Genomic DNA, 26,182 nt, shown 5'->3' on the forward strand with positions numbered 1-26,182 from the left:
GATTCCGAGATGACAACTCGCGACGACAAGACGGCCAAGTGCTACCGGGCATCCGTCACCCTCGCCTCACTCCTCATGCGAGCGTGATCTTTACCGTCGGTCCTAGCCGACCAGGCGGCGGCGCCAGTCCAGGGGAGTGACGGTGATTGCCCGGCCAGGGTCACGGTCCCACTCGGCGTTCAGGCCAGCGGCTTCGAGGGCAGCCACAACCTCGTCGCCGATGACTGCGGTGGCCTCGGACGAGCCGTCGAAGCCGCCGTAGAGAAGCATCAGTCCATGGCCAGCTGCGGCGGAATCCGTGCACTGGGTGTGGAAGTAGACGAAGCCGCGGGCGTCGGGCCCGCCTTCGCCGCCGATCTCGGACTGTCCGCAGTTGCGGCAGCAGGTGAAGTTCTCGCGGGCGGTGATACCGGCCTTCTGGAGGGCGGTGAAGGCGTGGGTGAGCCGCTCAGGGTCGGTCTCACCCTGCCATGTGGCCTGCTCCGCTACGCGCTCCAGCCACATCCGGTCGGCCAGCGCCTCGGCCTGCTCGCGCGAGACGGGCCGACGGTCCTCGGTGACCAGATACTCCTCAGCGAGCTCGGCCAGTTCGGCGCGGGAGGCGTAGCCGCCAACCAGCGCCTCGCGTACGCGTTTCTCCAACTCCCCACGCTCGTCTTCGTCGAGGTCGAGCAGCGGCACCTCGCGGGTGGGGCCCATGTCCAACAGAGACCACGCCAGATCAGCATCCCAACCATCCTCCTGGCGAGCCCAGCCGGTAAGCGCCGCAATCACGACCTCGGGCCTGTCAGCCATCGCCTGGTAGTGCCGGTCGGCGGCACCGTCGCGGTGCTCCAGGGTGTAGTCACCACCGGCCTCGTGCCAGACCTGGGCGAAAACGTCCGGTAGGTCGGGTATCCGTTGGGCCACCAGGAACCGGTCATCATCCCCGCCCATACGCCGGACCAGCCCGGCCAGCTCCCCGTCGGACACGCGAACGTGTCGTTCCCAGTTCTCCGTCTTCACCACGATCTCGAGCATGCGCAGACTCTGACACACCGCGCGCTGACAGCAGCCCTCACGGGATTCGCAACGCAATTGGACTGTGACGGCTAGACCAGCCCTGATCCTGGTTGGCCTCTGGCCAAGGTTCGACGACAGCCCTTAGCGGCCAGTCACCTTCCTCAACCCACAACTCACCCCGGCTCCGCTCCCGTCCGCCTTCGGCCCACACATCGTGGAGCGGGCGTGGTTCAGGGCGTCAAGGTGGAGCGCGCCGCTGTACGAACGACCTTGACGCCCTGGGCCGCGTCTGCTCGGCTCTGCCTGGGTCGAAGGTGGTCGGGATGGGAGCTACACGACGCTCGCCACCCTTCGGCCGGCACTCGCGAACGGCGCCCTGTCCATCCCGGAGTCTGAGCGCCCCCGCCGGAGGCATGTCTTGTGCCTTGCGTTTCTCTTCGTCCAGGATCTCTCGCTCTCCTTGCGCGACCGGCGTAGCCGGGGCCCAGAGCGGGGCGGAGACAGGAGCGCAGGGCCCCGGCGGTGAGCCGGGGAGAGCGCGACGAGCGGAGCGAGGAGCCTTGAACCAGTAGAGAAAGTTGTAACTCAGTAAGCCTTTTCAAACCTCTAAAACTGCCGATCATCGTTGACACCTGGGTCTCTGATCAGTACGGAGATCCCCATGTCGAAGTCCACCCCCACCACCCCGCCGCTTGACCGTGAGGCCAAGCGGCGCCTGGCCGTCATACGCCACGTCGAAGAGGTCAGCGGAAACGTCGCGATGTCCTGCCGCTATTTCGGCATCTCGCGGCAGGCGTACTACACCTGGTACCGCCGCTACCAGGCCGAAGGCGTCGAGGGCCTGCGCACTCGGTCCAAGGCGCCGAAGACCTGCCCGAACGCGACCCATGTCGAGGTGGTCGGGAAGATCATCTATCTCCGGCAGAACTACCACTTCGGGCCCGAGAAGATCGCCATGTACCTCAAGCGGTACCACGACGTCACCATCAGCAAGTCCGGCGTCTGGCGCATCCTCAACCGCCTCGACATGGGCCGCCTGCCGGCCTCGCAGCGCTACAAGAGGCACGACCGCAGATGGAAGCGGTACGAGAAGCAGCTGCCCGGCCACCGCGTGCAGATCGACGTGAAGTTCATCGAACCGCTCGCCTCGATGCCCCAGGGGCGCCGCGGCGGCCGCAACAAGTACTACCAGTTCACCGCGATCGACGACTGCACCCGCCTGCGCGTCCTGCGGATCTACCCGACGCTCAACCAAGCCACCGCGATCCAGTTCCTCGACTATGTCATCCAGCGCCTGCCGTTCCAGGTCGAGGTCATCCAGACCGACAACGGCGCCGAGTTCCAGTCCGCCTTCCACTGGCACGTCCTCGACAAGGGCATCGCCCACACCTACATCAAGCCCCGCACCCCGCGGCTGAACGGCAAAGTAGAACGCTCCCACCGCATCGACGCCGAGGAGTTCTACCGGCTCCTCGACGGCGTCATCATCGACGACGCCGAGGTCTTCAACGACAAGCTGCGCGAGTGGGAGGACTAATACAACTACCATCGCCCCCACGGCGGCCTCGACGGCCAGACCCCCTACGAACGCCTCAAGCAGAAGACCACGACCCAGGCGTAATCGGTGATCGTCAGTTGCACATCAGATCCGGGTAGGGACAGAGTTCCAACGGGGCAGTCGGACGGTCGGCCCACTCCCACCAGACGTGTTGGTTGGAGCAGCCCCAGACCACAGGGCAGGTTCGGTGGTTGTCCTCCTCGCGGTGACAAAGCGCCATCGCGCCGGCCTTCAACGGGCCACCGCACCGAGGACAGGTTGGTACGGACTCGGTCGGCATCCCTGCAACGTACCTCTTCGCTCCGGTGGCCTGAGCCCTAGCCTTGGGAAGCTGAGGCATCCTGGGTCCTGTTGGGCCGCTGACCTGGGTGAATGGCCGGGCCGTGGCCCTGTCGGGCTCGGCTGCATTCACCGTGAGTCCCCGCTGTTCCCCGCTCGATCCGGCGCAGTTGTGGTGTGGCCGTTCAGCACGGCCGACGATGGCCTCCAGCGGGAATCCGGCCTGCTCCGTGAGCACCAACATCCGCTCGTAGGCAGCCAGAGCGGAGGAGACGCGTACCGGTTCGCCGGTCAAAGGAGTGGCACCGCGTGCGGGTGGGCTGCGAACGCGGCGCGGCAGGAGTGGGCGCAGGCGCGCAGCGCCGACTCCCGCCGCTGGACACAGTTGACTCTGCACGCCCGTGCGCCCGCGGGGAGGGGGTGCACGGGTGGAACTTCGGGGCGGCCCAGGTCACGACGCGGATCAGTGGCTGAACACCACCGTGAAGATGCCGTGGCCCGACGTCTCGCCCGTAGCGGTACCACAACCTTGACCGATCAGCTCTCCGGTGAGCGACGAGGAGTCATTGGCGAACTTGGTGCTGGTCGGGGAAACGGTCCCGCTCTCGGAGACGGCCACCAGGCCGGCGGTCTCAACCCCATGGATCTTGTCGTAGTGGATATGTGAGGTGGTGCCGTCCGACCATGTCACCGCCACGTCGTTCGTCCCCTCGTTCTCGTCACCCGTGCACTGGGCCCCCGGCAGCTGGACCTTCGCCGTGCCCGTTCCGGTGACCAGGAGATTCCCGGAGTATTCGAGACAGGTGTAGTTCTCGGTGCCGGTGTCGGTGACCGCTTCGGCAGTATCGGACAGTCCCGGGTCCAGGGCCGGGCTGACGCTGTCCACGGTCGTCACCGTGCAGATCGCGTCCACTGTGGCGGCCGACGCCGAAGTGGTGCCCAGCGCAACTCCCGAGCAGACCATGCCGGCCAGCACCACGGCAACGCCCATGCGCCGTGCCACGCCCCTGTGACTCTTCATAGTGGAACCCTTCTTCCCGCCCGACCTTCGAGCTGCACTTGTGCACCCCCGAGGTGTCGACAGATTCGAGACCTTCACGAGGAGACTCATTCGCATACTAACCAAGAGTGACCGATTTGACGCGCTTTGTCACCATCGAATCGATGGAGGGCTCCCGGACGCGGCGACGCGCTGCACGGAGCCCGGGAATTGAGCCGTTCCCGGGGGCAGGGGACCGGTCCGCAGTGTCCTGCCAGGAGTCCCGGACGTTGGAGGCATGCGACGTCCAAGGAGAACCCGTGTCCGACAACCGAGGAATCGGGTCCTGGAATGCCCGACGGGCCCGCAGGACACCGCACCACACCGCCCCTCACTGACTCGGCCCTCTGCCGAGCAGGGTGGTCTTCCCATGGCGACGCGTCATCGCACTGCCACATTCGGTATGTCGGGTGCACGGCTGCCCTGGCTGCCCCTTCCCCGGCCAGGGCCCGGCCGCCCTGCGTCCTGAAACGCCGTCACGACTCCAAGCGGTTGGTCCTGGTGCAGCGATCCGACCTCGCCGGGACAACGTTCAGGGCGAACCCAGCGGGATCCGCGCGAGTGACGTCCAGGTTCAACCACCTACATGGCCAACCTCCAAGTCCTCCTGGGGGTACGAAACGGCGTGGTCAATTCGCGTTCGTTCCCCATCCGTGAACGGCGGGACTGTCTGCGCGATGCCGGGTTCAGCACTTTCGCGCAACAGTCAGCCCGTCGGCGACCGTGAGCATCACGGACTCCACCCGGTCGTCGGCACGGACGTGCTTGTTGAACTCTCGGATGGCCAGCGCGTTGCCCTTCGCGTCGGCATGCACCGCCTCCCCGCCGTACAGGACGTTGTCGGCGAGGAGCAGTCCGCCGAGCCGAACGCGTGGGACCAGTTCCTCCCAGTACGCCTGGTAGCCCGGTTTGTCGGCGTCCAGGAATACCAGATCGACCACCGGCTCGGACGGCAGCGCTCGCAGGGTGTCCAGAGCGGGGGCGATCTTCAGGTCGATTCGGTCGGCGACACCTGCCGCTTTCCATCCCTCTTGCGCGATCGAGGTCCATTCCTCGGAAATATCGCAGGTCAGGACCCGGCCGCCGGGAACGAGCCCTTCCGCGAGGGCGAGAGTGGAGTAGCCAGTGAAGGTACCGACCTCGACGATCCGACGGGCATTGACAAGCTTCGCCAGCAAGGTGAGGAACACGCCCTGCTCGTGCGGGATCTGCATCTCGGCCGGGCCACCGAGCGCGCGCGTGCGCTCGATCAGCTGCCGCTGGACGGCGCTCGGCGGCTCTGCCTGGGCGACCAGGTAGGCGCACACCTCGGAGGTGGCCATTACATTCTTCACATTGCTGAGGGGCATGCTCATGTCTTCCGTCCTTTCGGTGGGCGGTGGATCTGGAGAGGAGGTTCCCCGGTGAGGGCCGGGGCGGTCAGCAACTCAAGCGCGTCACGCGTGAAGCGTTCCGGGCAGCCTTCGGGAGCCAGGCCCAGTCCGTGGCCGGCGATGTCCGCGGTGCACTGCCCGAGCAGCCGGACCAACTGCGCCCAGTGGGCCACCCGGCACAGGGGCTGCCGCTGTACATGGAAGTAGTCGTCGTAGAGGGCTTGTTCGTCCTCGGTCGGGCCGTGTCCAGGGTGCCGACCAGACTGCTGGAGCAAGGAGGCGCCTCCGGGCACGAGTGTCCCGGCCACTGCCATGTGCACCCGCCGGTTGTCCTTCACGGCGCGGGTCAGCGGGGCGATCCGGTCGGGCGAGTGCTGGTCCCGGGCGGCGCGCAGGGCTGCCAGTACGGAGGCGTGGTCGCGGGACCACTCTCCGCTGAAGGCGGGGTGCGCGGCTGTCATGTGCGGGCGCAACATGACGGCGTGCAACTGCCGGCGTACAGGAACAGGACCGAGTATGTGTCGTAGAGCGCGGCCGCCCAGGCGGTCAGGCTGCCGACGGCGGCGTCGGAGGCGGCGGTCAGCGCGTGCAGGACCCTGGCCAGCGACTGCCAGATGCCGAATGCCGCGTGGTGTCCGATGAGCCAGCGGTATCGGACGCGGCTCATCTCGTCCGCCGGAGGCCGGAGCGCGGTGGGCGGGTGCCCCGCGAGGGTTTCGCGCAGAGCGGCCAGTGCTCTGCGCAGCCGCTCCTCGCAGTCCTCTCTGCGGCACTCGGCCGGCAGGGGCTCACCCGGCATGGGCAGCACCAACGCCGGGGCCGCTACGCCCGTCGGGGCTGGGGCGACGGCGGTCATGGGCTGACAGCGCCTTTCTCTGAGGGGGTTCGGCTTTCAGAGGGGGTGGGCGCGGGCGCGCGGCGCGGGGTACCTAGGGGGCTCGTACGGCAGCGGCCGCGCAGGTCCCACCCCGGCTGATGGCGGTGACCAGGGCGGCCGTGGGTTGGCCCGGCGTGGAGGCGGAGGAGAGTTCCGTGAGCGGGCGCCGGGTCGCGGTGAGGGGGCGTCGCACGAGGGTCGGGTCGGAGCAGGCTTCGAGGGCGGCCAGTGTCGTGAGCAACGCGCCCGCTGCCTGGGTGTATCCGGTGGCGCCGCAGATGTTGGCCGGCAAGCCGGGGAAGTGGGCGAGCGCGCGGGCTTCGGCCGCGTCGGTCGCCGGGTGGCCCCAGGATGTGCCGTACAGGTGGGGCAGGTCATCGGGAGTGATCCCCGAGCGGCGGGCAGCGTCGGCGAGGCAGCGTGCCAGGGTGGCGCCCGATTCTTCGACGCCACCCGGTCCCACGGCGGCTCCGGCTCCGGCGTGCCCGAGGATCCGGCCGAGGACCCTGGCCCCGCGCCGGTCCGCGTGCTCGGCGGACTCCAGGACCAGGGCGACGGCGGCCGGGGTGAGGACGCCGCCGTCGGCGTCCACGTCGTAGGGGCGGCCCGCTTCCTTGGCCAGTAGCCCGTGGTGCGCGAATCCGGCCCGCAGGGCGGGGGCGGCCTCGTCGGCCGCGATGACGTACACGACGTCGGCGCGCCCGGCACGGACAAGGTCTGCGCCCTGGCCGAGTGCGAGCAGCCCGGAGGCGTCGCCGGCCGAGAGGACAACGGTCGGGCCCCGTGCGTTGAGGGCGACAGCGGCATATCCCGCGTGTACTCCGGCGACCGCGTTGGGGGCGAGTACTGGGCTTGGGGCAAGGCCCTGGGCGTGCAACTCGGCCATGGCGTTGTGGGTGGTGACAGGTCCGGAGGCAGTGGCGAGGACGAGGCCGATCCGCGCCGGGTCGAGGCATGCACCGGGCCCGGCGTCGGCCTCGGCCAGCCGGGCGGCGGCGGTCACGAGCCGCCCGAAAGGGTCCAGGCGTGGCCAGTCGGCAGGGGGGATGTACGGGGCCAGCTCAGCGTCCGCCACCTCGGCTTCGGGGATCGCAGGCCCGGCAGTACGCAGTGCGGCCAGGAACGCCGCCCGGCCGGTCGCCCAAGGGTGGACCACGCCCGCGCCGGTGACCAGCACCTCTCCTCCGCCCAGATACTCGCGCCTACCGGGGGCAACGGCTCCGAACACAAGGGCGGCGTTCTGTCCGCCGAAGCCGGCGGAGGTGCTCAGGGCGTACTCCAACCCGGGCGCTGGACGTGTCGCCCCGGCCGCGATGTCCCGGCCGTCGCCCACTACGGAGGCGAACGGCCCGCCCCGTGCGGGGGCCGGGTCGCCGGGCAGGGTGTGATGGCGCAGGGCCAGGACCGTGACTGCCGCCTCCAGGGCTCCTGACGCGCCCAGCGTGTGCCCGGTCTGCGACTTGGTGCTGTTGACCGGTGGCCTCACGTCGAACACCGAGCCCAGTGCCCGCAGTTCGGCAATGTCGTTGGCGCGGGTTCCTGTTCCGTGGCCGTTGACGTAACCGATCAGCTCCGGGCCGATTCCGGCGTCGGCGAGAGCGGCCCAGATAGCGCGTGCCAGCCCTTCACCGTCCGGGTGCGGAGCGGTGATGTGGTGGGCGTCGCCAGTAAGGGCATGTCCCAGCAGATATCCCAGCGGGTTCATCCCGGCACGCCCAGCGGGCTCCAGCACGAGGAAGGCCACGCCTTCGCCGAGACTGGTCCCGGCGCTTCGCCGATACGGGGAGCAGCCCGCCCGGTCCAGGGCCCGCCAACTGTCGAAGGCGGCGAGCACGGAGTCGTCGAGAAGGTTGAGGCCGCCGACCAGGACAGCGTCGGCGCGGCCGGTGCGGACCAGGTCGGCGGCGTGCCCGAGAGCGCAGGCCGAGGCGACGCATCCGTTGACGAACACCGCCCGGGGCCCGGTAAGCCCAAGGGCGCCGGCGATGGCGTCGGCAGCGGTGTGAGGGCGCGCCAGTGCGCGGTCGCGGTGGTCGTCGAGGTGGTGGCGGAAGTCGGGGGCGCCCCAGTCGGTGGTGCCGAGGACCACGGCGACCCGGTCGGGGGCGAGCGCGGACCGAGCCAGGCCGGACGCGGTCCAGGCGCCGGTGGCGTGGTGCACGGCGAGGCGTAGCGCTGCGTCCAGTTCCTCGGCGCCGTCCGGCCGGGCCAGCTGTCCACACAGGTGCCGGGGGCCGCGCGGGGTGAGCCCACGGACCGCGCCTTCGATACTCGCCCAGACGGCCTCGGGCGTGTCGCCGAGGGAACAGGCGAGGTGGATGGCGCTGACGGCGACGGCGGGCACGGACGATGCGGCCGTCATGCGCTTGCCTCCGGACCGGCCAACAGCTTGCCGAGGGAACTGCGCGGGATGCGGTCGACCAGCCGGACATCCCTGGGGGTTGCGCCGAGGCCGCGCGCGGTGGCTCGTACGCCGTCCGCCGTCAAGGGCCCGCCCCCGGCGACGAACACGTCGTACGTCTCCCCGCGTAACTGGTCGGCCGCGCGCACGCAGGCCACGTCGGCTCCTGGGAGCGCCGCCCGCAGCCGTGCGGCGATGCCGTTGAGGTCATGCCGGACCCCGTTGATCTTGACCAGGTGGGCGCGGCGGCCGGTGCGCGAGAACCGTCGGTCGTCGAGCCGCCGGATCAGGTCGTCCATTTCGTGGCTGTCCGGGTGGCTGCCGTCGGCGAGTGCGGAAAGACGGGGACTGGAGACGGTGAGCGGGGCCTCCTCGGCCGTGTGTGCCCCGGCGAAGGTGACGTCGTCGAACAGGGTCCATGCTCCGGCCGCGTCCCAGCCGCTGCGGTAGGCGACGGCGCTGGTCTCGGTGGAGCCAAGCACCTCGATCATCGTGGTGCGGGCGTCACCCTGGAACCGGCTTGCCTCCGCGGGGAGTTCGGCGGAGCTGTGCAGAACGGTGAGCTGTTCGAAGGCGACTGTCCACTGCGGGTACCGGGTCAGGATCCGGAAGGTCCACGGGATCGCGACGAAGGCTACCCGCCGGGCGGCGACCGGTGGTGGCGGGCAGTCGAAGGAGGGCCAGAACCATACGGGAAGCCCGGTCACGGCGGGCAGCATCATCGTGGCCGAGGCACCGTAGGCGTGCCGGGGCGGCGCGAAACTGACGATGGCCTCGGGAGCGTACGGAGCCAGCAGGCGGGCGAGTTGCTCGGCGTCAGCGCGCAGCCGGGTCCCGGGCAGGATGCGCCGGACGGGGGCGCCGGTGGAGCCGGAGGTGTGGAACTCGTAGTCCCCCGCGAAAAGTTCCGCTCGTGGACCGGCGGCTTCGGTCGTGGAGAGGCGGTGCCACGGCAGGTGCCACGGCCCGTCGGGCTGGGCGGAGGACACGCCGATCCCGGGCCGCTCCCGCAGAGCGTCGAAGCCCAGCACCTCGTAGGGCGACGCCGTGGTGCTCACGGGGTCTCCGTCAGGTGTACGAGGCGTGCCGTCGCCGCTTGCAGGGTGGCCACGTCTGCGGTGTCCAGCGCACCGGTCGCCAGGCAGAACTCCTTCTCCAGCCGAGTCACGGCCTCCAGTTGCATCAGGCTGTCGTACGCCGCCAACGGGAACTCGGCGAGTGGGGCCGCCTGGGGCCAGGCGGCGAGCGAATGCCCCAAGGCGCCTTCTACGACGGCACGGACCCGGACGGCCGTAGGGCTCGCGGCGTCCTCGGCAGATCCGGTGGCTTCGGCGGATCCATCGATGTCCGTCATGGCTGCTGCTCCTCGTGGTGACAGGCGTAGGCGTCGGGGTCGGCGAGTTCATCCAGCACTTCGGCAGCCCGGCGGACGTCCGCGTCCAGCGGCCGGTCGGGATCAACGGGCGCGACCACGGCGGAGAGTCGCTCCAGTACGGCGAGGCAACGCGGCGCGCCCGCGCGGCGCTGCGCGGAGAGGACGCCAGACAGATGAGCACCCTGTCGCAGGGCCACTGCCAGTGAGCCGTGCAGCCAGCGCAGCCGCTCGGCCTGGGCCATCGCGGTGAGTGCGGCCTGGGTACCGAAGGGGACAATGTCCTGGTTGTGGCCATTGGTCGGCAGGCTCTGCACGGAGGCGGGGACCGCGTCGCGGCGCATCGCTGCGACAGTGGCGGTCGCGGCGAGCTGGACGCCTTGGACCCCATGCTGGCGGCCTGGTGCGGCGGCCAGCATCGGCGGCAGCCCGCCGTTGCGGTGAGGGTCTACCAGCAGGTCGAGCTGACGCTCTGCGAGGTTGCCCAACTGGGTCGCGGTGATGGACAGCAGGTCGGCCGCGAAGGCCACGGGCTGTCCGAAGAAGTTGCCGCCGTGTGCGACCAGGTCGTCCTCGGCGAAGAAGAGCGGGTTGTCACTGATCCCGCCGAGGTCATCGGCGATGACCCGGCCCGCGTGTCCCAGGGAGGCTTCGGCCGCGCCCAGCAGTTGGGGGGTGCACCGGATGCTGTACGGCTCCTGGAGTGGCCGGTCCGGTGCGGGCACCGTCCCTTCCAGCCGCTCGCGCAACGCGGCCGCTGCCCGTACGGCGCCGGGGTGTCCGAAGGCGCGCAGCAGCTGCGGGGCGAGGAAGGCAGGAGCGGCGCCCAGCAGGTCGACCAGGCAGGCGCTGAGGGTGAGGGCGTTGTCGTACGAGCGGCGCAACCGGGCCAGGGCCAGTGCGGCCGCGGCGGCCGTGACAGAGGTGCCGTTGACCAGGGCGAGCGCGTCCCGCCCGTCGAGTTCGAGGGGAGAGAGCCCGGCCCGCTGCAGGGCCACGTTGGCGGGGAGCCGTTCGCCGCTGAGGTAGGCGTAGCCCTCGCCGCGCAGGGCTCGGGCGGCGTAGGCGAGCGGGATGAGATCACCGCTGGCGCCGACGGAGCCGTACATGGGGATCGCGGGTGCGAAGGACGTACGCAGAGCGGCGCACAGGGAGTCGATGATCTCGGGCGATACCCCAGAGCGTCCTTGACACAGGGACCACAGGCGGACGGTGAGCGCGGCGCGGGCGACGGCGGCGGGTAGATCTTCCCCATACCCTGCGATCAGATGGTTGATCGCGTTGTCGCACTGATCGGCGTACTCCGCACGGCCGGGGAATGCGACGAGCGGTCCGAAGCCGGTGGTCGCGCCGTACACCGCACGGCCGTCGCTCATCGCCGTGGCGGTGTACTCACGGCATTCGGCAACCCGCCTGCGCACCTTGTCATCGACGGTGAAATCGACCGGCAGGGCGGCCTGTTCCAGGATGGCGGGGGTGAGCTCATCCACGAGCGGGATCTGGACCAAGGGCGACGTCACCACTACAGACGGAGCAACAGGCAGACGGACGGAATCGTCGAGGAGCATTGCTCAATCCCCTATCCGTGCAAGTGACCGGACGGCTCCGCGCCCGGGACCCGTCGGAGACGAACCTTCACGTATCCGCGCAAAGAGAACGATGTCGTGCACCGAAAGAAACGGCTGACTACGGGCCGGCCTGCGCAAAGGCGAGGCCCTGGGCGTGCGCTGGGATGACGTCCCCCTCGACGAGCGCGTCATCCTGATCCGCTACACCCTCTCCGCGGTCGACAACGACCACCTCGTGCTGACCACCCCCAAGACCAAGACGAGCTGGAACCGGGTCGCCCTCTCCGACCGAGTCGCCACCGCCCTGGGACACCGCGCCCGCGCCAGAGGACCTGTCACCAATACCGCCGCCCATGGCGGTTATGTCTTCCACCGCCCCGACGGACGTCCGCTGCACCCCGAATACGTCCTCAATCACTTCCGCTACCTCAGCCGCCAGGCCGGCGTCCCCCGCATCACCGTCCACGGCCTGCGGCACCTCGCCGCCACCCTCTCCCGCGAGCTCACCGGCATCACAGACGAATCGGTTTCGGCCGGAACGGACAACACCACGATCCCGAACGGCATCACCCCAGGTCAGGGCAGACAGAAGCACCTCCAACGCACACACGGGATTTACCACGCCCCCGGGGCGCACCGAAGGTGCGCTGGATAGCTGACTTGCGGTTTCACTGCTGACGGTTCTGGCTCGACTGTCACTGCCGGTCGCCGTTGGTCGGCCTCGGGGAGCCTCGGACGGCCCAGAGACGGCCCAGGACTCAGCCGACCCGTCCCCTCGCGTCTCCATCGGATCAGGTCAGCCGCGCGGTCGGTGGCCTTCCTCCCAAGCCTGGTCAATCGCAGCAGCGACTGCATCCCCGGCCAGCTGCTCGATCTCCTCCGGCACATCCTGCTCGTCGAGTACGAAGAGTCGGCCGCCGACGAGATGGGTGGTTGTCCTCCAGCCGGGACGACGCCCTGCCTCACGAGCGGCACGCCGGACGTCCTTGAGCTCGCCCATGCCCGTAAGGGCATCGCCGCTCAGGATCAGCTGCCCGTAGTAGCCCTGGTACTCGGGCCAGAGTGCGGTCCGCATCAGTGACTCAAGCTGGTCGACCAGCTTCTCGTACCGGCGTCGGGCTAGCTCATCCTTGACGGGCATCCTGCACAGCTCCCCACCATCCGCGCGCACGGCCATGTGTGCCATATGTGTGCTGCAAGCGCAGTCGTTGATGTCAGCTGCTGATGTCAACCTGCACTGGGGAAGTGGCTGTTCACGAGGGGGCCGGCGGGTCTCTCGCGCGGCGCGTGCATGTGAATGTGTGAACCGTAGGTGCCTGGCAGCAGGGGAACGGTTTGGTGTCCGCCTGCGTCGTCCCTCTCCGGGGCGCGGTGGCTGTGTCCCGGAGAGGGGAGACCGGGTGCATACGGGCGGCTTCGCCAAGTGGACAAGGCGGTTCGAGGACGAGCGCGAGCGCAGGCGCGCCCAGGGTGATCCGGACTGGGGGCAGAGCGCGGCGCTGCATCCGGCGGTGTGGGCCGGCATCCAGCGCTTCCAGGTCGGTGAGGACGGTGACGGCGCCAACCTCGTCGGCAAAGCGGACCAGGCCGGCGACGCCGACTACACGCAGGCGGTCCGGCTCTTCATCGCCGAGGAACAGAATCACGCCCGTCTACTTGCTCGGCTGCTGGCTGCGGGGGGCATACCGACGTTGACGGGCCACTGGAGCGACGTGGTCTTCGTACGGCTGCGGCGTCTCATGGGCCTACGCATGGAACTGCTGGTGCTGATGATCGCGGAAGTGGTGGCGCTGCGTTATTACCGGGCCCTGCGCGATGGCACCGACGACTCGCTCACTGCGGATGTGGCGGGACGGATCCTGGCCGACGAGCAGCGCCACGTCCCGTTCCACTGCGAGCGACTGCACGCCTCCCTGGCGGAGTTGCCCCGCGCGATGCGCCGCCCGGTGATGGCCCTGTGGCGAGTTCTTCTGCTCGCGGTCTCTCTCGTCGTCGTCGCCGACCACGGTCCGGCACTGCGCCGACTCGACATCGGGCGCCTGCGATTCGTGGTCGATGTCATGGCCTCGTCCCACGCGGTGGTCTCCGCAGTGCTGGTGCCCCGCCCAGATGCATGGACGAGCGAGGGCTGACAACGGACAGCTCCGCCGCTTCCTACAGCCTCTTCAGGAGAGAGGCGGGGGAGTGGGGGCGCTGACCTGGAGTTTCGATACCCGGTCAGGCCACCGATAACTCGACCGCGAGACACCCCCGTGATGCGCGACATCAGCTCAATCGAGCGTTCCGGTCGCGTCTCCACCAGCGGACGTTCTGTCTGGGGATCGTAGGCAGTCAGCTCCGCGTCCGAGATCAGGTCGTCCACCGCTCCCCACGCAGTGCCGAGCACCGCCGTGACGATCAGCAGACTGTTTCCCGGCCGTGCCCACGTGGCTCGCTTCCCCGGGAGCCTCGAAGCACCCGCCGGGCGGCCCGCCCGGGTGAGGGCCCGTCGGAGAACGAGCGGCATGACAAGGAGAGCCGCACTCACCCCCCCCAGCCGGGGACCACCCGCCCCTGTACGACCAGCAGAAGGCTGCTCCAGCTCGCCAGGGCAGCGAGGGCCAGACCTCTGGTGCCTGCTGCCGTGGAGACGGTGAGCGACCACCTCACCCTGTGCTGTGTACGTGTTTCGGTGACGGCGGGTACGACTGTTGATGGCGACCGTGCGGCGCTCCGCGCACAGGAGGGCCCTCCTCGTCTCGATGCGGTCCTCGTACTGCCATTCCCAAGCGGCACTCGGCAGGCTCCGGCGGCCCCGCAGCGCCTCCGCCCATCGCCTCTGGATCTTCGTGAAAGGATGCGCGAACCGTGCAGGGGACACGGTCCGACTACATGGGGGGTTCCATGACACCTGAGACAACGAGATCCGGGATCGCCGTACGAAGAACGGCCCTGCTCCTGGCCGCGACGGTAACCGGCGGACTGTCGCTTGTGACGCCGGCTCAGGCGGCATACGGAGACACCGAATTCCGCAGTGTCTCCATCAACAACGGCAAGCCGATCGTCCTGGGCACCACCGGGACGGTGACGGTGCCCGTCAGCGCCCAGATCTACGACGACTCCGGCGGCATCGAGACCATCGATGCCGACCTGGCGGGCACCTTCCTCGAGGGTCCCGTGGACCACAACATGACGTGCGTGCAGACCACCTCCACTGTGTCCACCTGCACCGGAACGGCGATCCTCTCCCCGGCGTACTACTACAACGACTCCCCTGGACCGATCGGGCTCAGGGTTTCCGGCTACGCATACGACGGCGGCCAGTACCTGGAGTCCACGCTGTACCCGCAGTACGAGGACCTGCCCGGCGGCGACGCCCTGCTGCTGAAGGAAACAAAGCTGGCGGCGATGAACGCCACCCCTGAGCCGGTCCGCAAGGGGGGCACGCTCACCTTCACCGGCCGGCTCACCCGCCCCGACTGGAACACCACGGAGGTGGACGGTACGAAGGCCGTCGTCGGATACTCGGGCCAGCCGGTGAAACTGCAGTTCAAGAAGTCCGGCGGGACGTCGTACAGCACGCTCAAGACAATAACCTCGGGCACCGACGGCAAGCTGAAGACGACCGTCACGGCGAACACGTCGGGCACCTGGCGTTGGCTGTTCGCACAGAACAGCACGTCCTCCGCAGCGACTTCGACGGGAGACGGCGTCACCCTGCTGAAGACATCGAAACTGACGGTCAACGCCGGCCCGGAACCGGTGACCAAGGGCGCCAAACTGACGGTCTCCGGCCGCCTGACCCGCGCGACGACCGACGCGGCCACCACGTTCACCGGTTACGCGGGACAGTCGGTGAAGCTGCAGTTCAAGAAGTCGGGCAGCACCACATACACGACGATCAAGACGGTCCGCACGAACGCGACGGGCTACCTGAGTACGACGACGACAGCGAACGCCGCCGGCTACTGGCGTTGGTCGTATGCGGGGAGCGACACGGTGGCTTCGGTGAATGCCGCAGGCGATGGAGTCGTCCTGAAGTAGCGAGCGTGCGCCCGCTCACGTCCCGGACGAGACGTGCAAGACGCGTCGGCGGCCTCTTCGGTCCCTGGGGCGCCCCAGGGACCGAGCGGGCTCGGCTGAGGAGACGTCACCGGTCGAGATCCGCGTACTCCGTCTCGGGCACGCCGATGTCCGAGAAGATGGCCCATGCCTGTCGCCTCATCAGTTCGGCGGCGGCGCCGTCGGTCTTCCGGTGGGCGCGGGCGAGTGCCATGAGGGTGCGGGCCTCGCCGAGTCGGTGGCTGGTCTCGCGGTGTACGGCGAGGGCCTCCTGGCCGAGCTCGACGGCCGCGCCGTGTGCTTCCTCGGCCTCCGCCGTCCCGCACAGGGCTGTCAGGGCCTGGCCCTCCACCACGCGGAACGAGTGGTCGCGGGCCAGGGCCAGCGCCTGTTCGGCGTGGGTACGGGCCTCGTCGTACCGGCCCACTTCCTTGTAGGTGAGGGAGAGGCACATGAGGCTGTCCGCCTCGGCTCGCCGGAATCGCGACTCGCGGGCCAGGGCGAGAGCCTGCTCGCCGGACTGAAGAGCCCGGTCCAGCTGTCCCAGTCGTCGGCGGGCTGCCGCGACGGTGTTGAGGATGCCGGACTGAACCCAGTGTCGTTTCGTGTCCTCGACCAGAGCGAACGCTCGCTCGGCGTGCTCCAGCCCTTCGTTGTGGCGGCCGAGTTCGACATTGATCTTCGCGATGGCGTCGAGCATCATCGCGTGGCCGTCGCGGTAACCGGCCCGCTTGTCGGAGGCCACCTCCGGGCCGAGGAGGTCGAGTCCGTCGGTGAGACGGCCGAGTTCCCAGTACACCCCACCCAGGATCTGCAGGGCCGAGCCGGCGTCCCACCAGCTGACCTCTGCCTCGAGGCCGACGGCACGTTCGAGGTGATCGGCGGCCTCGTTCAGCCGGCCCAGATCCCGACAGGCCATACCGAGGCCGACCACCCCGAATCCTTCGAAGTAGCGATTCCCGGTCTCACGGAAGATGCGCAGGCCGACGGTGAAATCGGCGTACGCACTGTCGAGGCGCGCCATGCTCCAATAGGCCATGCCTCTGAGGCCGACACCCGACGCCTCGCCCGTCGCCCAACCGAGCTCCCGGCTGATGTCCAGTGCGCGTGTGGCGTGTTCCATCGCCTGTCGGACATGCCCGCGGTCCCACCGCGCCGCTGCGAGGCTCGCGTGCATCGCTGCCTGACCGAACAGGTCCCCTTCGGTCTCGGCCGCGTCCAGTGCCGTCTGCGCGGTGGTCTGCCAGGTCTTGCGTGCCAGATGGATCCAGAAGTCGCTGAACAGTGCGGAGGTCAGGTGCCAGGCGACGGGGCGGGGGCCGTGGTGGGCGGCGTGGTTGATGACGGCGAGCAGATTCGCCCGTTTCGCATCCAGCCATGGTCGAGGCGCGGTGGCCGACGGCATGCCCGGGTGCCTGCCGGCGCGGAGGCTGCCGGGCAGCTCCGGAAAGAGCCCGGCCCCCGCGGTGGTCCGGGTGGCGTTCAGGTACCAGATCAGCAGCCGTTCGAGGGCGGCTTCACGGTCCGGCGCCGCCTCCTCCATCAGCGCACATTCCTGTGCGTACTCACGAAGGAGATCGTGGAACCGGTAACGCCCCACCGTCGCGGGTTCGATCAGATGGGCCGAGGTCAGCGCACCGATCAGACGGCGGGCCCCCGACAGCGGCGCATCCAGGAGCGCCGCCGCGACCTCGGCGGTGAACTCCGCTCCCGGGAACAGGCCGAGCAGGCGGAACAGCCGGCGTGCGCCCGATGCCAGGACCCGGTACGACACCGAAAGGGCCGTACGCAAAGGAGAGTTGGCGTCGCGGTCCGGCTCCAGTGCCTCCAGTTTGCTGCCCTCGGTCATCTCGGCGACGAGGTCGGCCGTCCGCAGGGCCGGATCGCCCGCGAGCCTGGCGGCGGCCACGCGCAGGGCCAGGGGGAGGCTGCCGCAGAGCCGGATCAGTTCGTCGACCGCGTGTTTGTCGTCGTCGACCCGTTCCGCGCCGAGGGCCCGGCTCAGCAGTGCGCGGGCCTCGTCCGGCTGGAGGAGATCCAGGGGCAGGGCGTGGGCGCCGTCGTGGGCGACGAGGTCGCCGAGGCGGTTGCGGCTGGTGACGAGGACGCAGCAGGTCGGGCTGGACGGCAGCAGCGGACGTACCTGATCGGCGGAGGCCGCGTTGTCCAGCAGGACGAGCATGCGCCGGTCGGCCAGCAGAGTCCGGAACACGCGGCCCTGGGCCTCGTGGTGCGGGGGGATCTCCGACGCCGCGAGCCCCAGGCTGCGCAGCAGCAGTTCAAGGGCCTCGCCGGGTTCGAGGGGCTGTCGGTCGTGGTCGAAGCCGTGCAGGTTGACGTAGAGCTGGCCGTCCGGGAAGCGGTCGCGGACCTGGTGTGCCCAGTGCACGGCCAGCGCGGTCTTGCCGATGCCGGCGGCGCCGCCGATGGCGGAGATGACCACGGTGTTCGCCCTGCCTTGCGCCCGAGCGGGCGCAAGCAGCGAGTCGAGTCGTTCGAGTTCGCCGGTGCGGCCGGCGAAACCCGGAGTGTCGTGCGGAAGTTCGGCGGGCACGGCGCTCTCGCGCGGTGTGAAGAGCACCGACGGGGGCGGACGCAGGAGGAAGGCGTCGTCCTGGTGCAGTACCGCTTCGTGCACCCGGCGCAGTTCCTCACCGGGATCGGTTCCGAGCTCGTCACGCAGTTGTACGCGCAGGACCTCGTAGGTTCTGAGCGCTTCTGCCTGACGTCCGCGGCCGTACAGTGCCCGCATGCGCAAGGCCGTCAGCGACTCGTCGTAGCGGTCAGCCGCCGAAGACGCCGACAGTCCGCTCAGGTCGTCGAGGGCATCGCCGAACCGGCCCAGCAGGACCAGGCACTTGAGCCGCTCCAGTCGCAACGTCCGTCGGCGCTCCTCCCACCGCTGCCGCTCCTCCCGCGCGAATGGTCCCGGCAGCCCGGCCAGCGGCTCACCCCGGAACAGCCCGATGGCCGCGCAGAGTTGGTCCGCGGCGGTGGCCAGGTCGCCCGACGCGACGGTACGCAGCGCCTCGGCGCCCCGTTCGTCCAGATCCGCCGTATCGAGCCTGACCTCCTCGACGACGAAGCGGTACCAGCCCTTGCCGCTGCGGATCACCGACTCCGCGGGCGGGGTTCCTTTCGGATCGAGCACCCTGCGCAGCGAGTTGACGTGAGTGGGCAGCACTTTGTGGCCGCCTGCGGGAGGCTCCTCGCCCCACACCGCGTCGAGCAGCCGCTCATGACTCACCACGGCCCCTTGGCGCAGCAGCAGAACGGCCAGCACGGCCTGCCGCTTGACCGGCCCCAGCTCCAGCGGCGTCCCGCCCCGCCATGCCCGTAACGGTCCGAGCACTTCGAACCGCAGCAGCTGAGGAGATCCGTCGTCCACCCCGAAGCCTCCGCTTCTATACGTCATCGAATTTTCATCAGAATTGCAGCACCCCCAGCCATGGTGATGGACACGACATCGCACAACCCGCACAACCGAAGGGGGTCCGCGTGACCGAAGCGGAGTTGGTGGCCACCGCGTTGGCCATGGGGGCGGCGGCCGGACTCACCGACACCTCACGAGGAGTCGTCCACGACCTCCACGCCATGCTGAGTGAGGCGGTCCGCCGACGGTTGTCGGACGGCGGCGACGGCGTGCGGGGCGGATACGGCCTACGGGTGCTGCACGCGTACGAGACGGACCCCGATGTGTGGCGGACGCGGCTGCTCCAGATCCTGGCCTCCGGGCTGGAGATGGACGAGGAGATCCTCGGGGCGGCCCGCGCAGTGCTCCGCGCGGACCGTCGAACAGGGCACGTCATCGTGGACGTGGTCCGCTCATGACGCGGTGGACAACACAGGCACACGTACGACATCACGTCCCGGTGGCGCGGACCCGACCGCGGCTTCCGCGACGCAGTGGGCAAAGGGGTGCGGCGCGCGGAGCAGATGAGGGACGGACGACCGGGGGCCGGAGCTGACCCTCCGCCCGCACCTGCTCGGCCTTCTTCGAGGTCACCCTCGCCGACGAGCTTTTGGAAAGCGCTGAAAGTGGCCGACCGAGTCCCGCTCCGGGGCCGGTCGGGGATGTGACCGGGGCCTGCTGCATTGGCATCACCGACGTCACCGGGTCGGGGGATTGCGCCGCCGCCCACCGGGCCGGACATCCCGGACAAGTGCGACTATCGCAGCAAGGTGACATGGCGACTCCGAGCCGTCACCACATCTGGCAGGAGGAACCATCGATGAACCTCACTCTGAAGCGCCTGCTCGGCGTTACCGCGGCGGTGACCATGGGCGCGGCGGCCCTGCTCGGCCCCGGCGCCGGCACCGCCGGCGCCGCGAGCCGCGCGCATTGTGACCGCGCCGAACAGGACATGTGGAGCAGCGGGCCCAGTCGTAACCTGACCGGCCACCGCTGCAGCATCCCGAACAACAAGCAGCGCTGGTACACCATCGAGATCGACACCCTCGTACAGAGCCACTACAAGAGGGACACTCTGGATGGAGGGGTCGTCCGGACCGAGACCCTGCACAACAGAACCGTCAGATGCATGGGCTATACCTCCAGCAACGGCAGGGTGAACTGGTTCGGATGCCCACCCGCCTGACATACCCTCCGGAGGCTTCCGGGCCGAGGCCCCTGCCCCTCGGCCCGCCCGGACCTTCCCGAACGCCGTCGTGCGCACTCGCCGGCAGTCACTGCGACGACCGGCCCGCGTATGCGGCTGCGACTGGCTCCGCGACAGGGGGCGACGGACGCGGCGGCCCCGGCCGATGGTGGGCCTGAAACGCCGAAGGGCCGGCCCGGAAAGAAACCCCTCCCGAGCCGGCCCTTCTCTCCGCGCCCCCGGCAGGATTCGAACCTGCGACACCCGCTGCGGGAGCAGGGGATCAGCTGACGTCGAGGTAGTCACGTAGGGCCTGGGAGCGGGAGGGGTGGCGCAGTTTGGACATCGTCTTGGACTCGATCTGACGGATCCGCTCGCGTGTCACCCCGTACACCTGCCCGATCTCCTCCAGGGTCCGTGCCTGCCCGTCGATGAGGCCGTAGCGCAGGGAGATGATTCCGGCCTCGCGTGCGGTCATGTTCGCGAGGACGGCCTGGATGGCGTCCTTGAGGAGGAGGAAGGTGACCATGTCCGCGGGGGAGATGGTCTCGCTGTCCTCCAGGATGTCACCGAGTTCCGTGCCGCCGTCCTCGCCGAGAGGAGTGTGGAGTGAGACCGGTTGCTTGCTGTAGCCCTCTATCTCGGTGATCTTCTCGACGGGGACGTCCAGCTTGTCCGCGAGTTGTTCCGGTGTGGGTTCGGCCCCGGTGTCCTGGAGTATTTCCCGGCGGACCTTGGCCATGCGGTTGATGACCTCGACCATGTGGACGGGAATGCGGATGGTCCGGCTCTGGTCGGCGAGGGCGCGTGAAATCGCCTGCCGGATCCACCAGGTCGCATAGGTCGAGAACTTGAACCCTTTGGTGTAGTCGAATTTCTCCACCGCGCGGATCAGCCCTGTGTTCCCCTCCTGGATCAGATCCAGGAAAAGCATTCCGCGTCTGCTGTACCGCTTGGCGATGGAGACGACCAGGCGCAGGTTCGCCTCGACGAGATGGGATTTCGCCACGTGCCCGTCCGCGGCGAGAATCTCCAGTTCGCGTCGGAATTCCAGGCCGAGGGCCTTCTCCTCCGCCAGCCTCCGCTCGGCGAACAGGCCCGCCTCGATCCGCTTCGCCAGCTCCACCTCCTTCTCGGCGTCGAGGAGGGAGACCCGGGAGATCTGCTTGAGGTAGTCACGCACCTGATCGATCGTGGCGCCGCCGGAAGTGAGCCGGGGGCTGGGCGCGTCGGCGTCCTCGTCCGGGTACGCGTCGGAATGGGGCGACTCCAGTTCCCATGCCTGAGTGTCCGTTTCCATGGCGCTCAACTCCTCTCCAGAAGCGGTCGGAGGAACTGCCCGGTGTAGGACCGAGGCTGGGCCGCCACCTGTTCGGGGGTGCCCTCGGCGATCACGGTGCCGCCGCGGTGGCCGCCTTCGGGACCCATGTCGACGGTCCAGTCGGCGGTCTTGATCACGTCGAGGTCGTGCTCGATGACGACGACCGTGTTGCCTTGGTCGACGAGTCGGTGGAGCACGGCCAGCAGTTGGCGGACGTCGTCGACGTGCAGGCCGGTGGTCGGCTCGTCGAGGACGCAGAGGCTTCTGCCTTTGGTGCGTTTCTGCAGTACGGAGGCGAGCTTGACGCATTGTGCCTCGCCGCCGGAGAGCGTCGTGGCGGGCTGTCCGAGTTCCACATGGCCCAGACCCACGTCATGGAGTGTCCTCAGGTGCCGGGAGATGATCGCGTGTTCCGCGAAGAAATCCAGGCTGTCCTCGATGGTCATGCCCAGTACGTCGGTGATGGACCTGCCTTTGAAGTGTACGTCCAGGGTCTCCCGGTTGTACGGCGCTCCGTGACACACCTCACACGGCACGTAGGCGTCGGGGAGGAAGTTCCTCTCGACCTTGATGGTGCCGTCGCCGTAGCGGTGCTCGCAGCGGCCGCCCTTGAAGTTGAAGGAGAAACGGCCCGGCTGGTAGCCGCGCACCTTCGCCTCCGGGCTCTGCCCGAACAGCTTCCGCGGGTGGTCGAAGACTCCGGTGTACGTCGCCGGGTCCGAGCGGGGGCTGCGGCCGATCGGGGACTGGTCGACCTGGACGACCTTGTCGATCTCCTCGACGCCGGTGAGCGTGTGGCGGCGGCCGGGCACCTTGTGGGCGCCGTGGAGGCGTTTGGCCAGTGCCGTGTAGAGGATGTCGTTGACCAGTGTCGACCTGCCTGAGCCGGGCACACCCGTGGCGGCCACGAACTGCCCGAGCGGGAACGAGACCGACACCTCGCGCAGGTTGTGCTCGCCGGCGTCGTGCACCGTGATCGCACGCCCCTTAGTGCGGGGCCTGCGTGCCTCGGGCGGCGGTATCCGCCGTCGGCCGGACAGACAGGCGCCGGTGAGGGAGCTCGGATGGCCGAGGAGCTCGCGCACGGTACCCGAGTGCACCACGTGTCCGCCGTGCGCGCCCGCGCCCGGCCCGATGTCCACCACCCGGTCGGCGACCTTCACGGTCTCCTCGTCGTGCTCGACGACGATCACGGTGTTGCCACCGTCCCGCAGCCGCAGCAGTGTCTCGATGAGCCGCCGGTTGTCCCGCTGGTGCAGCCCGATGCTCGGTTCGTCCAGCACGTACAGCACGCCGACCAGACCGGTGCAGATCTGGGTGGCCGGCCGGATCCACTGCGCCTCGCCGCCGGACGGACTGGCGGCCGGCCGGTTCAGCGACAGATGGTCCAGGCCGACGTCGAGGAGGAACCGCAGCCGCTCGCCGATCTCCGCGACGACGGCGTCGGCGACCCGCCGCTCCCGGCCCGCCGGCTCCAGGTCCCGCGAAAATCGTGCGAGTTGATCGATCGGCAGTGCCGTCAGCTCGGCGATGGCGCGTCCGCCCACGGTGACGGCGAACACGCCCGGCTTCAGCCGGGCGCCGCCGCAGGCCGGGCAGGGCACCTCGCGCAGACAGCCCGCGAACCGCTCCCGGGAGGGGTCCTCCTGCGCGTGGCGGCGGGTGACATGGGGGAGGACGCCCTCGAACCGGGTGAGGCGGGAACGCTCGCGCCCGCACCGGTTCCGACAGGTGAGGTGTACCTGCTCCCGGAACCCGTGCGGCACCACCTTCTTCGCGGCGGCGGGCAGTTGACGCCAGGGGACGACGGTGCTGAACCCGGCCGCCGCGGCCACCGCTGCGAGCAGCCGGGTGAAGTACTCGGCGCCGCTGGCGTTCGTCCACGGCGCGACGGCGCCCTCGGACAGCGACTTCTCCTCGTCCGGTACGACGAGTCCGAGGTCGGCCTCCATCCGCGAGCCCAGGCCGGTGCACTCGGGGCAGGCACCCCACGGCGCGTTGAAGGAGAACAGCCGCGGCTCCAGCGCCTCGAGGCCGATGTCGTGCGCCCGCGGGCAGCCCATCCGCTCCGAGAACCGCACCTCACGTTCCGGGTCGGAGGCGTCCAGATCCACGAAGTCGACGCGGACGACGCCTCCGGCGAGCCCGAGCGCGGTCTCGACGGACTCGGTCAGCCGCTGTCGCGCACTCGCCTTCACCGCGAGCCGGTCCACGACCACGTCGATCGAGTGCTTCCCGCGTTTGTCCAGCGGCGGCTGACCGGCGAGCGGATGGACCTCCCCGTCGACCCGCACCCGGCTGAACCCGTCGGCGGTCCTCTTCTGGTCGATCGCGATGGCCGGCGACAGGCCCTCGATCACATCGACATCGGGCTTGTCCAACTCGCCGAGAAACTGTCGGGCGTAGACGGAAGGCGATTCGACGTAACGCCGGCGGCCTTCGGTGAAGATCGTGTCGAAAGCCAGACTGGATTTTCCCGAGCCCGATACTCCGGTGAAAGCGATGAGCGCATTCCTGGGCAACTCCGCGGAGATGTCACGCAGGTTGTGCTGACGGGCGCCCTTGATGACGATTCGGTCTTTCACCCATCCGAACCCTACGACGCGGTAGAGCGTGCGGTTGCGGAATCGTTATCAACTGATTCCGCCCTCGGTGCTGCTCCGCCCGTCGCCGCCGCGGCCTCACGCTTCGACGAGCTCGCGGACGCCGTCCCGCACCTGCTGCTCCTGCTCCTCCTCCTGCTCCTGCTGCTGCTCCTGCTCGTTCTGCTGGTTCTGCGCCTGCTGGTTCCGCGCCTGCTCCTGCTCCTGCGTCCGCTCCTCGACCGGGTGGCGGTGGCGGTACAGCCAGGTGATGTCGCGGCCGAACGACCAGATGAGCGAGGCGAGCGCGAGGAGTACCGCGGCGGCGTTGCCCTCCAGGGGCATGATCCCGGCGCCCGCGACGAGCAGCACGATCCCCTGAAGGGCCGCCACGGTCTTGCGCGCCATGCTGTGCGGCAGCGCCGCGTTCAGCCAGGGCAGCACCCGGGCCGCCGCCACGAACGCGTACCGCATGGTGCCGATCAGCAGCACCCACGGGCCGAGCGACATCGAGACGTACACGCTCAGCACCAGGATCAGGAACGCGTCCACCTCCATGTCGAAGCGGGCGCCCAGCGCGGTCGAGGTGCCGGTGCGACGGGCGACCTTGCCGTCCACCCCGTCGAGGATCAGGGCGACCGCCGTGAGACCGACGAGCAGGCTGACCGGGGGCGAGCTCTCGAAGGAGTCCGCGACCAGGGCGGTGACCCCGCCGACCAGGATGGCCCGGCCGAGTGTCACCCGATTGGCCGGTCCGAAGGATCGGGGCCGTGACCGACGCAGGGCACGGGTGAGAACCGCCCAGGTGGCGAGCGCGAAGGCCAGACCGGTCAGCCAGCCCGCGGGCCCCATCCCGATCGCCGTGCCCAGCAGAGCCAGCACCAGGAGCTGCAGACCCGCTCCCACCGTGGTCTCCTGCGCCAAGAGCCTCGCGTCGTACGTGTTGTTCAGGGCCACCGCACATCCTCCGGCCGTATGACAGAGTCGATCAACGCCGCGTACAGTGCGCGGCTTGTCACCGCTCCGTACGTGAAGATCTGCTGAATCGTTCAGGGGGACGCTCATGGAACTCACAGCTCGTGCCTTCTGGCTGAGCTCGCCCGGCCACGCCGAGATACGCGAGGTCGCCCTGCCGGCCCCCGCCGAGGGGGAGGTGCTGGTGCGCACGCTCTACTCGGGAGTGAGCCGGGGCACAGAGACCCTTGTCTTCCGCGGCGGCGTTCCGGAAAGTCAGCATGCTTCGATGCGTGCACCGTTCCAGGAAGGGGATTTCCCCGCACCGGTGAAGTACGGCTACTTGAGCGTCGGCCAGGTGGAAGAAGGCCCGGCGGGTCTGCGCGGCCGGACCGTATTCTGCCTGTACCCGCACCAGACGAGGTACGTCGTGCCGCTGAGCGCCGTGACCGTCGTACCGGACTCCGTCCCCGCCCCGCGCGCGGTGCTCGCCGGGACCGTGGAGACCGCGGTGAACGCCCTGTGGGACGCGGCACCGCTGGTCGGCGACCGGATCGCCGTGGTGGGCGGCGGCATGGTCGGCTGCTCCATCGCCGCGCTCCTCGCCCGCTTTCCGGGCGTACGCGTCCAGCTCGTCGACGCCGACCCCGCGCGCGCCGACATCGCCCGCGCCCTGGGCGTCGATTTCGCGCTCCCCGCGGACGCCGCGGGCGAGTGCGACCTCGTCGTGCACGCCAGCGCCACCGAGGCCGGGCTCACCCGGTCGCTGGAGCTCCTCGCCCAGGAGGGCACCGTCCTGGAGATGAGCTGGTACGGCGACCGGCGCGTCAGCCTGCCGCTGGGCGAGGCCTTCCACTCACGGCGCCTGGTCGTGCGCAGCAGCCAGGTGGGTTCCGTTTCACCGGCGCGGCGCGCCAGCCGGACGTACGCCGATCGGCTGGCGCTCGCCCTGGAACTGCTCGCCGAGCCCGCCTTCGACGCGCTCGTCACCGGTGAGTGCGGCTTCGACGAACTGCCCGACGTGATGCCGAAGTTGGCCTCCGGATCGATACCCGGCCTGTGCCATCGCGTCGTCTACGAAGGCGTTTGAGCACTGAACAACCTGCCTGACCTCCAAAAACTGCAAAGAAAGGGGAACAGGCAGCTGAACAAGGAGAGCGGGGCAGCCGTACTACACGGCATGGTCCCGGCAGGGGACCAGACGTGCCGCACCTGGA

General features: G+C 69.3%; 20 protein-coding genes and 1 pseudogene. 7 read left to right on the forward strand and 14 right to left on the reverse strand.

Going from position 1 to position 26,182, the window contains the following annotated elements; genetic code table 11:
* Window positions 1-102 precede the first annotated feature (102 nt).
* Entirely contained in the window at window positions 103-1,020 is a 918-nt protein-coding gene (locus ACFZDJ_RS24555) for a DUF6891 domain-containing protein (RefSeq protein ID WP_391061463.1), read from the reverse strand.
* Window positions 1,021-1,663: 643 nt separating this feature from the next.
* Between ACFZDJ_RS24555 and ACFZDJ_RS24560 the strand changes: the two are divergent.
* A pseudogene (locus ACFZDJ_RS24560) lies at window positions 1,664-2,623 on the forward strand (IS481 family transposase).
* Between the two features lie 679 nt (window positions 2,624-3,302).
* Here ACFZDJ_RS24560 and ACFZDJ_RS24565 read toward each other — a convergent pair.
* From ACFZDJ_RS24565 to hutH, 8 genes are all read right to left on the reverse strand, one after another.
* A complete protein-coding gene (locus ACFZDJ_RS24565) occupies window positions 3,303-3,860 on the reverse strand; it encodes a hypothetical protein (RefSeq protein ID WP_390929469.1) in 558 nt (185 codons plus the stop codon).
* Window positions 3,861-4,564: 704 nt separating this feature from the next.
* Window positions 4,565-5,233, reverse strand: a complete 669-nt coding sequence (locus tag ACFZDJ_RS24570) for a class I SAM-dependent methyltransferase (protein WP_391061466.1) — start codon at window positions 5,231-5,233, stop codon at window positions 4,565-4,567.
* On the reverse strand, window positions 5,230-5,712 hold the full coding sequence (locus tag ACFZDJ_RS24575; RefSeq protein WP_391061469.1) for a hypothetical protein: 483 nt from the start codon (window positions 5,710-5,712) through the stop codon (window positions 5,230-5,232). The genes ACFZDJ_RS24570 and ACFZDJ_RS24575 overlap by 4 nt, the downstream gene beginning before the upstream one ends.
* Window positions 5,709-6,107 (reverse strand): hypothetical protein, encoded by a 399-nt coding sequence (locus ACFZDJ_RS24580; protein WP_391061472.1) that lies wholly within the window; start codon window positions 6,105-6,107, stop codon window positions 5,709-5,711. The genes ACFZDJ_RS24575 and ACFZDJ_RS24580 overlap by 4 nt, the downstream gene beginning before the upstream one ends.
* Window positions 6,108-6,180: 73 nt before the next feature.
* A complete protein-coding gene (locus tag ACFZDJ_RS24585; RefSeq protein WP_391061475.1) occupies window positions 6,181-8,490 on the reverse strand; it encodes a beta-ketoacyl synthase N-terminal-like domain-containing protein in 2,310 nt (769 codons plus the stop codon).
* The gene (locus tag ACFZDJ_RS24590; RefSeq protein WP_391061477.1) at window positions 8,487-9,587 is read right to left on the reverse strand and encodes a hypothetical protein; all 1,101 of its coding nucleotides are present in this window, start codon (window positions 9,585-9,587) and stop codon (window positions 8,487-8,489) included. The genes ACFZDJ_RS24585 and ACFZDJ_RS24590 overlap by 4 nt, the downstream gene beginning before the upstream one ends.
* Window positions 9,584-9,883 carry a hypothetical protein gene (locus ACFZDJ_RS24595; protein WP_168513449.1) on the reverse strand — a complete coding sequence of 100 codons (300 nt, stop codon included), beginning with the start codon at window positions 9,881-9,883 and terminating at the stop codon, window positions 9,584-9,586. Before ACFZDJ_RS24595 ends, ACFZDJ_RS24590 begins: the two co-directional genes overlap by 4 nt.
* Window positions 9,880-11,421, reverse strand: coding sequence for an aromatic amino acid lyase (hutH, locus tag ACFZDJ_RS24600; protein ID WP_391061480.1), 1,542 nt, complete (start codon window positions 11,419-11,421; stop codon window positions 9,880-9,882). Before hutH ends, ACFZDJ_RS24595 begins: the two co-directional genes overlap by 4 nt.
* A gap of 178 nt (window positions 11,422-11,599) precedes the next feature.
* Between hutH and ACFZDJ_RS24605 the strand changes: the two genes are divergently transcribed.
* Window positions 11,600-12,124: a tyrosine-type recombinase/integrase gene (locus tag ACFZDJ_RS24605; RefSeq protein ID WP_391061711.1), complete on the forward strand. Its 525-nt coding sequence runs from the start codon at window positions 11,600-11,602 to the stop codon at window positions 12,122-12,124.
* A 141-nt stretch (window positions 12,125-12,265) separates the two neighbouring features.
* On the opposite strand, the gene ACFZDJ_RS24610 is transcribed toward ACFZDJ_RS24605, so the two are convergent.
* Window positions 12,266-12,610 carry a hypothetical protein gene (locus ACFZDJ_RS24610; protein ID WP_390929456.1) on the reverse strand — a complete coding sequence of 115 codons (345 nt, stop codon included), beginning with the start codon at window positions 12,608-12,610 and terminating at the stop codon, window positions 12,266-12,268.
* A 259-nt stretch (window positions 12,611-12,869) separates the two neighbouring features.
* Here ACFZDJ_RS24610 and ACFZDJ_RS24615 point away from each other — a divergent pair, with 259 nt between their 5' ends.
* Both ACFZDJ_RS24615 and ACFZDJ_RS24620 read left to right on the forward strand, forming a co-directional pair.
* Window positions 12,870-13,601 carry a ferritin-like domain-containing protein gene (locus ACFZDJ_RS24615; RefSeq protein WP_390929454.1) on the forward strand — a complete coding sequence of 244 codons (732 nt, stop codon included), beginning with the start codon at window positions 12,870-12,872 and terminating at the stop codon, window positions 13,599-13,601.
* Window positions 13,602-14,352: 751 nt separating this feature from the next.
* Complete coding sequence (locus ACFZDJ_RS24620; protein WP_390929452.1) at window positions 14,353-15,492, forward strand: hypothetical protein; 1,140 nt, start codon at window positions 14,353-14,355, stop codon at window positions 15,490-15,492.
* 106 nt (window positions 15,493-15,598) lie between these two features.
* Here ACFZDJ_RS24620 and ACFZDJ_RS24625 read toward each other — a convergent pair whose 3' ends face one another.
* The gene (locus ACFZDJ_RS24625) at window positions 15,599-18,925 is read right to left on the reverse strand and encodes a BTAD domain-containing putative transcriptional regulator (protein ID WP_391061484.1); all 3,327 of its coding nucleotides are present in this window, start codon (window positions 18,923-18,925) and stop codon (window positions 15,599-15,601) included.
* 83 nt (window positions 18,926-19,008) lie between these two features.
* Here ACFZDJ_RS24625 and ACFZDJ_RS24630 point away from each other — a divergent pair, with 83 nt between their 5' ends.
* Both ACFZDJ_RS24630 and ACFZDJ_RS24635 read left to right on the forward strand, forming a co-directional pair.
* On the forward strand, window positions 19,009-19,341 hold the full coding sequence (locus tag ACFZDJ_RS24630) for a hypothetical protein (protein ID WP_360272238.1): 333 nt from the start codon (window positions 19,009-19,011) through the stop codon (window positions 19,339-19,341).
* A 401-nt stretch (window positions 19,342-19,742) separates the two neighbouring features.
* On the forward strand, window positions 19,743-20,108 hold the full coding sequence (locus ACFZDJ_RS24635) for a hypothetical protein (RefSeq protein WP_390929448.1): 366 nt from the start codon (window positions 19,743-19,745) through the stop codon (window positions 20,106-20,108).
* Between the two features lie 283 nt (window positions 20,109-20,391).
* On the opposite strand, the gene ACFZDJ_RS24640 is transcribed toward ACFZDJ_RS24635, so the two are convergent.
* From ACFZDJ_RS24640 to ACFZDJ_RS24650, 3 genes are all read right to left on the reverse strand, one after another.
* On the reverse strand, window positions 20,392-21,408 hold the full coding sequence (locus tag ACFZDJ_RS24640) for an RNA polymerase sigma factor (RefSeq protein ID WP_391061487.1): 1,017 nt from the start codon (window positions 21,406-21,408) through the stop codon (window positions 20,392-20,394).
* A gap of 5 nt (window positions 21,409-21,413) precedes the next feature.
* Window positions 21,414-24,014 carry an excinuclease ABC subunit UvrA gene (gene uvrA / locus ACFZDJ_RS24645; protein WP_391061490.1) on the reverse strand — a complete coding sequence of 867 codons (2,601 nt, stop codon included), beginning with the start codon at window positions 24,012-24,014 and terminating at the stop codon, window positions 21,414-21,416.
* A 96-nt stretch (window positions 24,015-24,110) separates the two neighbouring features.
* Window positions 24,111-24,968: a CDP-alcohol phosphatidyltransferase family protein gene (locus ACFZDJ_RS24650; protein ID WP_391061493.1), complete on the reverse strand. Its 858-nt coding sequence runs from the start codon at window positions 24,966-24,968 to the stop codon at window positions 24,111-24,113.
* A gap of 106 nt (window positions 24,969-25,074) precedes the next feature.
* Between ACFZDJ_RS24650 and ACFZDJ_RS24655 the strand changes: the two genes are divergently transcribed.
* A complete protein-coding gene (locus ACFZDJ_RS24655; RefSeq protein WP_382001654.1) occupies window positions 25,075-26,055 on the forward strand; it encodes a dehydrogenase in 981 nt (326 codons plus the stop codon).
* The last annotated feature ends 127 nt before the right edge of the window (window positions 26,056-26,182 follow it).

Origin of the sequence: Streptomyces sp. NPDC007896, from assembly GCF_042959425.1 — a bacterium.
GTDB lineage: Bacteria > Actinomycetota > Actinomycetes > Streptomycetales > Streptomycetaceae > Streptomyces.